The organism is Arthrobacter agilis (assembly GCF_002953615.1).
GTDB lineage: Bacteria > Actinomycetota > Actinomycetes > Actinomycetales > Micrococcaceae > Arthrobacter_D > Arthrobacter_D agilis_B.
Genome location: NZ_CP024915.1, coordinates 2,677,869 through 2,689,399, shown reverse-complemented (window position 1 = coordinate 2,689,399; position 11,531 = coordinate 2,677,869). Strand labels below are relative to the sequence as shown.

Genomic DNA, 11,531 nt, shown 5'->3' with positions numbered 1-11,531 from the left:
GTCCTCGACGCCACGCGGGCCCAGGCGCTGCGCATCAGCGGCGCCATCCAGGAGGGCATCCCGGTCGGCGTCATCGAAGGCGGCACCGCGGCTGGAAAGATTGTTGTCACGAAGGCCGGCGGCTTCGGGCCGGTCACCGCCCTGCTCGACACCGTCACCGAACTCACCCGGACACTGACCACCACCCTCGCCCACTCCACGGAGGCATCCTCATGAGCATCCCCACCCTCGCCGTCACCCTCGGCGACGTCGCCGGCATCGGACCGGAGATCACCGCGAAGTCCCTCCTCGGGCACGACGACGTCCGGCAGGAGTGCAGGCCCGTCGTCATCGGCGACGAGGCCGCCATGCGCCAGGGCGTGTCCAACGTGGGCGGCGACCCGGACAAGGTCCGCGTGCTGTCCTCGATCGAGGACGCGACGAACGAGCCAGGCATCATCGAACTCCTGCAGACCGGTCCGTCGCTGGCGGACGTCAAGCTCGGCGAGCTCAGCCCCGCCGCGGGCGACGGCTCCTACCGCTTCGTCGTCGAGGCCTGCCGCCTGGCCCGCGAGGGCAAGGTCCAAGGCATTGTCACCGCGCCCCTCAACAAGGCCGCGATGCACGCCGGCGGGCACAAGTGGCCCGGCCACACGGAGCTGCTCGCGCACGAGTTCGGCGTGGAGAACTTCAGCCTCGTCCTGTCCGCGGGCGACCTCTACTTCTTCCACCTCACCACCCACGTCTCCCTGCGGCAGGCCATCGAGGACGTCACGCCGGAACGCACCGGCAACGTGATCGAGCTCGTCAGTGCCTTCACAAAGGCGCTCGGCAACCCTGACGAGCCGATCGGGCTCGCCGGGCTCAACCCGCACGCGGGCGAGAACCGCCTGTTCGGCGACGAGGACGCCGACGTCCTCGCCCCCGCCGTCGCCGCGGCCCGCGAGAAGGGCATCAACGTGCACGGGCCCATCCCTGCGGACGCGCTCATCCCCGCCGCGGTCAAGGGCAAGTGGAACATGGTCATCGCCTGCTACCACGACCAGGGCCACGCACCCTTCAAGGCGGTCTACGGCGACGACGGCGTGAACATCACCGTCGGCCTGCCCGTCGTCCGCGTCTCGGTGGACCACGGAACGGCGTTCGACATCGCCGGCCAGGGCATCGCCCGCGAGGCGAGCCTGGTGCTGTCTCTTCGGCGGGCTGCTGCCCTGGCGCCGGGGTGGGACGTCGTCTGGCGGACCGCGCAGAAGAACTAGAGGTTCCCCCATTCTGATGACCGGGAGGGGGCATGCTGCCGACGTCGTCGCGGCTTGCCCTCTCCCGACGCCTAGGATCGGAATCATGACGAGCGACGAAGACCTCGACCCACCCGTCCCCAGCTACCTCGAGGGGATCGAGCTCAAGCGGGTCCACGACGGCAAGATCCTCGAGGAGCACGACGACGACGCCTCGTCGTCCTCCGACGGTGCTGACGCGTAGGTTTTTGACCACCATCGTGAACCGGAGCCGCTCATGACCGGACCAGACGATCCACAGGAACGTCCGCTGGAGGCGGGGAGCAGCGAGCCACTGCACCTGCAGCTCCGTGGGCATCTGCGCGCGCAGATCCTGAACCACTCGCTACCGCCGGGGACGTCGCTGCCCAGTGAGGCACAGCTGCAGGTGCGGTACGGGGTGTCCCGGTCCGTGGTGCGACAGGCCCTCGGAGCGCTCACCGATGAAGGGTTGATCGAGCGGGGCCGCGGGCGCGGCAGCACCGTTGCTCCTCGCCGCGAGCACCACCGGCTGGTGCACCGCACATCCGGACTCTCGGCGCAGCTCGGCAGTACCGGAGCGACGGTCGGCACCGAGGTGCTCTCGCTGACCGTGCAGGACGCCGATGCGTCGACGGCGGTCCTCGGTACTCCGCAGGTTCTCGCGCTCGAGCGGCTGCGCACGGCCGACGGTGTGCCCATCGCCGTCATCCATACGTGGCTGCCGGCACCTGTCTTTTCCACATTGGACGCCGAGTCGCTGCTGGACGCCTCGCTCCATGCGGTACTCGGTGAGAAGTTCGGCGTGCGGATCACGTCCGGCAAGCGGCAGATCCGGGCGGTACCGGGCGACGGAGACCTGCTGCGACTGCTGAAGCTGGAGGCGTCGTCGCCCGTCCTCCTCCTGGAAGGAACGAGCTTCGACCAGGACGGCCGGCCCGTGGAGGTCTTCTCGACCTGGCACCACCCCGATCATGTGGTGTTCGACATCGACATCCAGAATGAGCCTCCGGCGCCGGCCATGACAGGCGGCCTCTCGCCGTCGTCGGCTGGTGACACTCCGGACGTGGTCGCCGATCGCGCCCGCCGGCTGGGAGCCGATCTGCTCCGCCTCGCCGACGATCTGTCGCGCAGCAGTTCCTGATGACAGTGGTTCCCGCCGTCCACGCCGCGCTCCCTGCGACCCCCGACATCGTTCCTCGGTGGCCAGTTCCTTTCTTCATCTCACCCGATCGGGTCGATACGGACTGAGCACATAGGCCTCCTTGTGCTCTCCTCGGGTGCGGTGCCGGTCATCGGGGTTCCGCCTGTTCCTTGACTGGTCCCGAAGCCGCTTTCCGGCACCTTCTGTCTTCCGCCTCGCTGAATACACCCATTGACAACTTTTCTTGTCGAGCGCACGATGATGGCATGTACGACGTCGAAGTCATCGAAAGCGCTGAGGCAGCCGCCGCTGTGCTGGATCCGGTCCGAGCCAGGCTGCTCGGCGAGCTTGCCGTTCCAGCCTCCGCCGCCGGGCTCGCCGCCCGGGTCGGTATCGCACGCCAGAAGATCAACTACCACCTCAGGACGCTCGAGACGCACGGCCTCGTGGAACTGTTCGAGGAGCGCCGGCACGGGGGCATCACCGAGCGGGTGCTGCAGGCGTCGGCTGCGTCCTACGTCGTGTCACCTGCGGCGGTCAGCGGGTCCGCGGCCGATCCGGACGCCAACGATGATCATCTGTCGGCGGGTTACCTTGTCGCGCTGGCCGGCCGGCTGATGCGCGAGGTCGGCGCCCTGGCGCGCCGGGCAGGCGCGTCCGGTCAGCGCCTGCCGACGCTGACCATCGACACGCAGATCGGTTTCCGATCCGCCGCTGACAGGGCTGCCTTCGCGGACGATCTGACCGCCGCGGTGCTCGACCTGGCCGCCCGCTACCACCACGACGACGGGCTCCCCCACCGGCTCGTCGTCGCCGCCCACCCCCTTCCCGAGGAGAAGAAGTCATGAGCACGACCCCGAACGTCCCGTACCGCCTGGAATTCAGTGTCGAGGTCCCAGGGACCCCGGAGCAGGTCTGGCAGGCCATCGCCACCGCCAAGGGCATGAGCGCCTGGTTCCTGCCGACCGAGATGGAGGAGCGCGAAGGCGGTTCCCTTCATTTCGCCATGGGTCCCGAGATGGGCTCGGACGGTCAGGTCACCCGCTGGGACCCGCCGCGCCGCATCGAGTACGAGGAGGACTGGGCCGCCCTCATGGGCAAGGACCCGGAGGCGCTCAGCCCGCTGACGTCGGAATTCCTCGTCGAGGCGCGCTCGGGCGGCACCTGCATCGTGCACGTCACCAGCAGTGGCTTCGGGACCGGGGATGCCTGGGAGTCGGAGTTCTGGGATGACATGGGCACCAGCTGGATGCCGTTCTTCGACAACCTGCGCCTGTACCTGACGCACTTCCCCGGTCAGGAGGTCACTCAGCTCGAGGCCTCCGCCTCCCACCCCGGAGACGCGCAGACGCTCTGGGCCACCCTGCACGGCGCGCTCGGCCTGGGCGATAAGGGCGCAGCGGTCGAGGTCCGTGGCATTACCGGCACGGTGGAGCGTGTCGGTGAGCGACAGGTACTGATCCGGATCACAGCACCGGTCCCCGGGATGCTCAGCGTCTTCGCTCACGGCGAGGGCGAGAGTACAGCGACCGTGGGCGTACGGGCATATCTGTTCTCGGCCGACGCGGCGGACTACGTGCAGCGCGAGGAGCCGGCGTGGCAGGCCTGGCTGCAGGGACTCAGCGTCCCGGCCTGACCGTCTGCGCGAACCTGCTGCGCGCAGGGGTGACCCCTTCCGCCGGCGGGCTCGCCCCGAGGCGTGAAGGACTGAACCTCGACTGAGCCGTTCATCCCGGCTGGGGTGTCGATGCCCGCGGCCTCGGCGTGGCTGCGTTCTTGAGCGCGACCTCGGCGTTGCGGTGGCGTTGCCCGCCTCGAAGTTGCTGTGGCGCTGCCCGCCACCTCGGCGTTGCTGCGGCACTCGACGCGACCTCGACGTTGCTGTGGTGCCGCCCGCCACCTCGGCGTTGCTGTGGCGTTGCCCGCCACCTCCTCGGTGCTGCGGCACCAGCGGCCGACGACGGGCGTCCTCGAAGGCTGTGGAGGAGAGGTGCCTGACTTCTCCTCCACAATGGGTCGGAGGAAGCGGGATTAGTACGTACGTTCGATAAAATGAGTCATGGCCGTTGCACCGCTCGAACATCCCGATACTCCACTGGAGTTCATTCGGTCCGAGCTGCTCGCTTTCGGTCAGGACCTGGCAGAGCACCACCTCCTCCTCCCCAAGAGTGACGTCGTGGAAGCGCTCGTCACCATCGAGGAGATCTCGAAGATCGTCGATTATCTGCAAATCATTGCCGCTCGAGCCGCTCAGGACCACGACGTTGTGGGCACCGGCGAGCAGGACGCTTCCGGATCGCTCATCGCGCGGGCGGAGCTCAGCCTGTCGAAGGTCGACGGCGAAGGCTGCGGGGACATCGCCGGCACTCCTTCAGCAGATGCCGATCAGCGGGACAAGAAGACCCGACATCCCGAATTCAGGACCTGTGCCGACTTCCTGCGAGCCCGACTCGGGATCAGCCGATTCGAGGCGAACCGCCGGTTGAGACTTGCGGCAGGCGTCCTGCCCGGCGTCGCTGCGAGCGGCTGCTCCACTCCCGCTCCGATGCCCATCCTCGGCACCGCAGCGAACGCGGGCGAGGTCAGTGGACGCGCGGTCTCGATCGTCCATGACGCGGTTCAGCGGGTACGTACCGTCGCAACTCCACGGCAACTCGAGTCGATGGAGCGCCACCTCACGCTGCAGGCGATGGAATCGGACGAGGACCTCCTGCGCGTTCTGGCGCGACGCTGGCAAGGTGTACTCGACCAGGACGGGCAGGAGCCTACGGAGAAGGTGCTGCGGGCACGACAGGGTGTCTTCCTCAAGGGCAGACGGAACGGCTTGCATTTTCTGGAGATCGGCGCGACTGACGAGCAGTTCGAGCATCTGGTGACCGCCATGAACACTGCGACGAATCCGAGGGGAAAGTCCAGCGCCCGTGAGGCCATCGGAGACCCGGCAGGTGGGATCAGAACCGTCCGGGTTGCCGGTGAGAGTGGATGGGGCGATACCGGCGGGGGCGGCGCCGGCGGGAGGAACCCAGGCTGGAGCGACGCCGGCGGAGGCTCCACAGGAGGGGACGACTCAGGTTCGCGTGATGCGGGCGACGACGACCGGCCGACGCGCCCGCAAAGTCTCCTCGACGGATTGGTGTCTGCGTGCAGGATCGCCCTGTCGACGGACGGGCTGTCCGCATCAGGCGGACACCGACCCCAGGTCATGGTGACCATCAGCTACTCGGACCTCGTGGGCGAGATGGAGCGGGCCGGTCACGCTGTGTTCGGGCAGCAGATCAGCGCACGAAGCATCCGGAAGCTGGCCTGTGATGCCGACATCATCCCGCTGGTCCTCGGCGGCAAGGGCCAGATCCTCGACATCGGTCGGGCACAGCGGCTCTTCCCTCCACATCTGCGCCGCGGCCTCGTTGCGAGGGACAAGGGTTGCGCCTTCCCCGACTGCTCGATCCCGGCAACCTGGTGCGAAGCCCACCACATTGCGCCCTGGGCCACAGGAGGAACGACGAGTATCAGCCAGGGAGTCCTCCTGTGCTCACGTCATCATCACGTGGTGCACGAAGGGAAGTGGACGGTCGAATCGAAGCACGGCATCCCCTGGTTCACTCCGCCGACGTACGTCGATCCGGGTCGGACTCCGCGAAGAAACAGGTACTGGCAGGTGGAGGAGGCGGTCCACGAGCAACTACTCGACGCCGAAGCCGCGCAATCTACTGCCTGTAGCAACTCTGCTTGAGGGTTCGCGGGGCACCGCTGGCGGAGCGCAGCAGGGTACAGCTCACGACGTGCAGCAGGGTACCAATCGTGAACAACGAGTGAACTCTGGTTGAACAGGTAGCCTGACGGTATTAAAATTCTTCTGCCCGAGGACGGGCCGGATGTCAAGGGTCTACGGCGACTACGCGGGCATCTGCGAACGCGAGGTGTTGCCTTGGCTGACGAAGCACTGCAGGTCGCTCGACGGGTCGGCGTCGTCGCGGGACGCACCCTGGTCTACGTCCTGATCTGGGCAGGGCTCGCGCTGCTCATCGCCGCCGCCGGCATCCGCTACTACTGGGGCAAGATCACCGTGAGCCAGATGCTCATGAACCTGGTCTCCGTGGAGACCGACGGCGGGGGCGGAGCCATCGTCTGGGTCGCCATCCTGGGAATCGGCGTCGCTCCCCTGCTCATCACCGTCGGGATCGCTCTCTGGCAGTACGTCCAACGCCGCAAGCACCCTCGTCGCTCGCAGTGGAAATCGCGTACCATCTCAACGACATTGGTGGCCGCGGTGGTCCTGGGCGGCACCACGGCCTTCGACACCACCGTCGGTATGAGGGACTACATCGCGGCGGCCAACTCCCAGTACGACCTCGGCGACTACTACGTGGAGCCGACCGTCACCGGCGACGCGAACAAACGCAACCTGGTGCTGATCTACCTCGAATCCGGTGAAGCCACCCTCGCAGACGACCAGCTCTTCGAGAAGGACGCTTTCGCTGCCTTGAAGGAGGCCACCAAGGCGGTCGACGGTTGGCAGAGCGTGGAGGATCTCCAGCAGTACAAGAGCGGAGGCTGGACCATGGGCGGCCTCACCGCGACGCAGTGCGGCATCCCGTTGAAGGGCATGGCCTCCCCTGGCGGAGGCCCTCAGACCAATGCTCTCGGTGGCGATGCGGATACCTATCTGGGCGGGGTGACGTGCCTGGGCGATGTCCTGGACGAGCACGGGTACACCAACGTCTTCCTGGGCGGCGCGAATGCCGCCTTCGGCGCAAAGGACACCTTTTTGCGCACCCACGGCTACTCGGAGCAGAAGGGCCTTTTCGACTGGCGTGCCGCCGGTGAGCCGGAGGAGAACTTCCGCAGCGACTGGGGACTGAGTGACCAACGCCTTCTGGCCTACGCCCGGGACGAGGTCGACGAGCTGCATGCCGAGGCGCAGAAGACCGGCCGACCCTTCAATCTCACGCTGCTGACGCTGGACACCCACGAGCCCGCACACCTCTTCGACTACTGCGATGTGGACACGGAGGACGAGGTCACCTCCGTGTACTCCTGCTCCATGACCCTGGTGGCCGGATTCGTGGACTACCTGGCAGAGAAGGGTTATCTGGACGACACCGCTGTGGTGATCATGGGCGACCACCTCAAGCGCATGGGCGCGGATGACCCGTTCCACGAGCAGCTGGACGATGCCGACCGCACCATCTTCAATCGGTTCTGGATACCGGGCGATGACTACAGCACCACCACGTTGCGCTCCCGCGTGGACCAGATGAACATGTACCCCACAATCCTGGAGGCGGCCGGCCTGACGCTGCAGGATGGCGAGGCGGGGGTGGGGGTGTCCGCCTTCGCGCCATCCGTCCCGGAGGGGTCGGCGCAGACGATGGAGTCGGTCGCCTATGGTGAACTGCTCGACTCACTGTCCCCACTGTTCTACGAGAGAGCCTGGGCCGGTGAGGACATCGGCCAGTAGGGCTACGCAAGGGCCGCCCGCTCCTCGGGCTTGGCGGAGCAGTCATCGATGGCGCTGGGGCCGACCACGAGAACCCGCAGCCCTCCTGGTCCCACGAGCGGCCGGTAGGAGCGCTCACTGCTGAGAAGGTTCCGGCACCGGATCGACCACCGGAATGGTCGCATGCCGCACGATGCAGCGGGTGAAGTAGGGGTGAACTCAGGTTGAACAGGTAGCCTGACGGTACTAAAATCTTTCCGCCCGAGAACGGGGCGAATGTCAAGGGTGTGCGGCGACCACGCGGGCATCCCGAACGCGAGGTGTTGCCATGCTCGGCCGGATTCTGCACGTGACCCGACGGGTCGGTGTCGTCCTTGGACGCGTCCTGGTCTACGTCCTGATCTGGGCTGGGCTCGCGCTGCTCATCGCCGCCGCAGGTATCCGTTACTACTGGGGCGAGATCTCGGTGGGGCAGATGCTCCTGAACCTCGTCTCCGTGGAGACCGACGGCGGTGGCGGCCTCGTCTGGATCGGTGTCTTCGGCATCGGCGTCGTACCCCTGCTGCTCACGCTCGGGATCGCCCTCTGGCAGTCCCGCCGTCGCCGCAAGCACCGCAATCTGGGCGACATCGTGCGTCCTCGCCGCCGGTGGGTCATGCGCTCCCTCTCCACCGCCCTGGTGGCAGCCGTCGTCGTCGGAGGCACCACGGCCTTCGCCAGCTCGGTCGGGGTGAAGGACTACATCGCAGCTGCGAACTCCGAGTACGACCTCGGCGACTACTACGTGGAACCGACCGTCACCGGCGACGAGGACAAGCGCAACCTGGTGCTGATCTACCTCGAATCCGGTGAAGCCACCCTCGCAGATGACCAGCTCTTCGAGAAGGACGCCTTCGCTTCCCTCAAGGATGCAACCAGGGCGTCCGACGGTTGGCAGAGCGTGGACGACCTCCAGCAGTATCGGGGCGGGGGCTGGACCATGGCGGGCATCACCTCGACGCAGTGCGGAGTCCCGTTGAAGGGCCTGGGCACCGCAGGAGACAGCAGCTCCTCCTCGACAGACGGCGACGACGTCGACACCTACCTGGGCGGCATCACCTGCCTCGGCGATGTCCTTGGCGACCACGGCTACACCAACGTCTTCCTGGGCGGCGCCAACTCCTCGTTCGCCGCGAAGGACACGTTCCTGGGCAGCCACGGCTACTCCGAGGTGAAGGGCCTTGCCGACTGGCGGGCCGCGGGTGAACCGGTGAAGAACTTCCGCAGCGACTGGGGACTGAGCGACGAACGACTCCTGGAGCACGCGAAGGACGAGATCGATCAACTGCACGCGGACGCGGAGCGGACCGGTCAGCCCTTCAACCTCTCCCTGCTGACGCTGGACACCCACGAGCCGGTGCACGTCTACGACTACTGCGACGTGGACACGGACAGCGAGGTCACCTCCGTGTTCTCCTGCTCGATGACCCTCATGGCCGGCTTCGTGGACTACATGGAGGAGAAGGGCTACCTCGACGACACCGCCGTGGTGATCATGGGCGACCACCTCAAGCACATGAGTGCAGGCGACGCTTTCCACGAGCAGCTCGACAACCACAGCAACCGCACCATCTTCAACCGGATCTGGATACCGGGCGCGGACGGCGACATCACGTTGCGCCCCCGCGTGGACCAGCTGAACCTGTACCCCACGATCCTCGAGGCGGCCGGCCTGACACTGCAGGGCCGCGAGGCCGGGCTGGGCGTGTCCGCCTTCGCGCCGTCCGTCCCGGAGACCTCGGCGCAGGCGATGGAGTCCGGCGCCTACGGTGAACTGCTGGACGCCCTGTCCCCCGAGTTCTACGCCCGGGCCTGGGCCGGCGAGGACGGCACGCCGTAACGCGACCCGCGTCTCTGACCGGGCGTAACGCGACCCGCGTCGCTGATCCGGCGTGACGCGATCCGGCGTAACGCGACCCGCGTCGCTCGATCTGCATCGCTAATCCGGCGTGACGCGATCCGGGTCGCTGATCCGAATCATTCGATCCGGGGTTGCCCGATCTACGTCGCTGATCCGGCGTCGCTCGATCTACGTCGCAGGCTCCCTCACCACCAGCGGTGACGGCACCCGGACTTCTGGCACTCCCACTCGGGCGTCCCGTACCGGGGCTCACCGGTAGCGGGATCGGGACGCCATTCCTCGCTCATCACGCAGCCCGCGTACACCACGCGCGGGTTCTCCTCCTGCACGGATGGCGGGACCATGCCGTAGGCGATCGGCCAGGCCTCGTGGCCGCATCGAGGACACGGCGTCGTCCGGCTGGACCCCTTCGAGATCGTCGTCATACCCAGAGGGTAGGCGGACGCTACGACGTTCCAGGCTGCACTGAGCCGCTAGAAGTTCTTGTCAGCTGCGCAGGATCTCCGAGCTGCCGGCGAACGGCGCGAGCATCGCCGTCGCCCTCAGTTCCGGGCCAGCGTCTGCAGGTACGCGACGATCGCCGTCACCCCCACCTCGAAGCTGATGTCGGCGCGCGGTCCTGCCAGGGATGCCCGCGCAAACGCTCCGTGGAGCGCGGGCTGGGCCTCGGCATCCGCGAGCCAGGCCGACTCGGGCGCCGCCACGTCGAGGGCAGAGCCCAGCATGAAACTGTCGAGCACGGTCACCGCCACCACCACGTCGTCGGCCGCGAAGCCCTGCTCGACGAACAGTGCGGCGAGGTGCTCGTAGATCTCGAGCGTCGCCCGGTCCGTCACCGCCTCACCCACGAGCAGCGGGATGCACTTCGCGTGCTGGCCCAGCGCGCTGCGGTAACTGCGGGCCCATGCCGCGGCCCGGTCCTGCCACGCGGGGCCGGCCGTGAAGAAGTCCCCGGCAGCCAGGGCGTCGGCTCCGATGACGGACCGGATCCCGTTGATGATCTCCGGCCGTCCCTGCACGTGGTGGTAGATCGACGACGGACTGACGGAGAGCCGCTTCGCGAGTCCCGGCAGCGTGAAGTCTCCGAACTCGTCGACCAGCTCGAGAGCCGCCCGATAGATCTTCTCCGGCGACAGGATCGCCTGGCGTGGCCGCCCCATGTTCCCCCTGACTCGGCGGCATCGCCGCACTCCGTTACCGCTGACGACGGTGCCCGCCGACGGCTCCGGCCCGCTGACGACTGTGCCCGCTGAAGGCTCAGACCCCCGCCATCGCGATCGTCGTCGCCGCCGTCGCCATCGCCATCGCCATCGCCATCGCCATCGCCGTCGCCATCGCCGTCGTCGTCGCCATCAAATGACTAGAACACGATCACGCTACGGGCTCGCTCCCCCCTGCGCATCGCGTTGAAGGCCTCATTGACCTCCTCGAGGCCGATCCGGTGCGAGATAAGCCGGTCGACGGGCAATCGACCGGCGAGGTACAGCTCCGCGAGCCGCGGGAAGTCCCGACCCGGCACGGTGGACCCGTAGTTGGAGCCGATGAGCGACTTGCCGCTCTCGGCGAGCAGCAACGCGTCGATGGAGACCGGGCTGTCCTCGGGCGGCAGACCCACGATGACGGCCTTGCCGCCGGGCGCGATGAGGGAGGGAAGGGACTCGATGGTCTGGACCCGCCCGATCGCCTCGAAGGCATAGGCCGCGCCTCCCCCGGTCAGGCCCTGGATCTCCTCAGCGAGCTCCGCGGACGGCGTCAGTGTGTGGGTGGCGCCGAAGTCCCTTGCCACGGCGAGCTTCTCCTCGCTCAGGTCCA

At 67.4% G+C, this 11,531-nt stretch carries 11 protein-coding genes and 1 pseudogene; 9 read left to right on the top strand and 3 right to left on the bottom strand.

Annotation, left to right across the window (positions count from 1 at the left end):
• The 9 genes and pseudogenes from CVO76_RS13080 to CVO76_RS13040 all read left to right on the top strand — a co-directional run.
• A pseudogene (locus CVO76_RS13080) lies at positions 1-216 on the top strand (hypothetical protein); the annotation flags it as partial.
• Positions 213-1,238: a 4-hydroxythreonine-4-phosphate dehydrogenase PdxA gene (gene pdxA, locus CVO76_RS13075; RefSeq protein ID WP_208739570.1), complete on the top strand. Its 1,026-nt coding sequence runs from the start codon at positions 213-215 to the stop codon at positions 1,236-1,238. The pseudogene CVO76_RS13080 and the gene pdxA, both read left to right, overlap by 4 nt.
• Positions 1,239-1,323: 85 nt before the next feature.
• On the top strand, positions 1,324-1,461 hold the full coding sequence (locus CVO76_RS13070) for a hypothetical protein (RefSeq protein ID WP_208739569.1): 138 nt from the start codon (positions 1,324-1,326) through the stop codon (positions 1,459-1,461).
• Between the two features lie 33 nt (positions 1,462-1,494).
• Positions 1,495-2,379, top strand: a complete 885-nt coding sequence (locus CVO76_RS13065; protein WP_208739568.1) for a GntR family transcriptional regulator — start codon at positions 1,495-1,497, stop codon at positions 2,377-2,379.
• 266 nt (positions 2,380-2,645) lie between these two features.
• On the top strand, positions 2,646-3,227 hold the full coding sequence (locus CVO76_RS13060) for an ArsR/SmtB family transcription factor (RefSeq protein WP_208739567.1): 582 nt from the start codon (positions 2,646-2,648) through the stop codon (positions 3,225-3,227).
• Positions 3,224-4,015 (top strand): SRPBCC family protein, encoded by a 792-nt coding sequence (locus CVO76_RS13055; protein ID WP_208739566.1) that lies wholly within the window; start codon positions 3,224-3,226, stop codon positions 4,013-4,015. The genes CVO76_RS13060 and CVO76_RS13055 overlap by 4 nt, the downstream gene beginning before the upstream one ends.
• Positions 4,016-4,438: 423 nt before the next feature.
• Positions 4,439-6,112 (top strand): HNH endonuclease signature motif containing protein, encoded by a 1,674-nt coding sequence (locus tag CVO76_RS13050; protein WP_208739565.1) that lies wholly within the window; start codon positions 4,439-4,441, stop codon positions 6,110-6,112.
• Between the two features lie 195 nt (positions 6,113-6,307).
• Positions 6,308-7,840 carry a sulfatase-like hydrolase/transferase gene (locus tag CVO76_RS13045; protein ID WP_208739564.1) on the top strand — a complete coding sequence of 511 codons (1,533 nt, stop codon included), beginning with the start codon at positions 6,308-6,310 and terminating at the stop codon, positions 7,838-7,840.
• 307 nt (positions 7,841-8,147) lie between these two features.
• Positions 8,148-9,698 (top strand): sulfatase-like hydrolase/transferase, encoded by a 1,551-nt coding sequence (locus CVO76_RS13040; protein WP_208739563.1) that lies wholly within the window; start codon positions 8,148-8,150, stop codon positions 9,696-9,698.
• A gap of 206 nt (positions 9,699-9,904) precedes the next feature.
• Here CVO76_RS13040 and CVO76_RS13035 read toward each other — a convergent pair whose 3' ends face one another.
• From CVO76_RS13035 to CVO76_RS13025, 3 genes are all read right to left on the bottom strand, one after another.
• Complete coding sequence (locus CVO76_RS13035) at positions 9,905-10,144, bottom strand: hypothetical protein (RefSeq protein WP_208739562.1); 240 nt, start codon at positions 10,142-10,144, stop codon at positions 9,905-9,907.
• A 117-nt stretch (positions 10,145-10,261) separates the two neighbouring features.
• Positions 10,262-10,879 (bottom strand): TetR/AcrR family transcriptional regulator, encoded by a 618-nt coding sequence (locus CVO76_RS13030; RefSeq protein ID WP_208739561.1) that lies wholly within the window; start codon positions 10,877-10,879, stop codon positions 10,262-10,264.
• Positions 10,880-11,079: 200 nt separating this feature from the next.
• Positions 11,080-11,531: zinc-binding dehydrogenase (locus tag CVO76_RS13025; RefSeq protein ID WP_208739560.1), on the bottom strand; the 452-nt coding region annotated here is incomplete at its 5' end.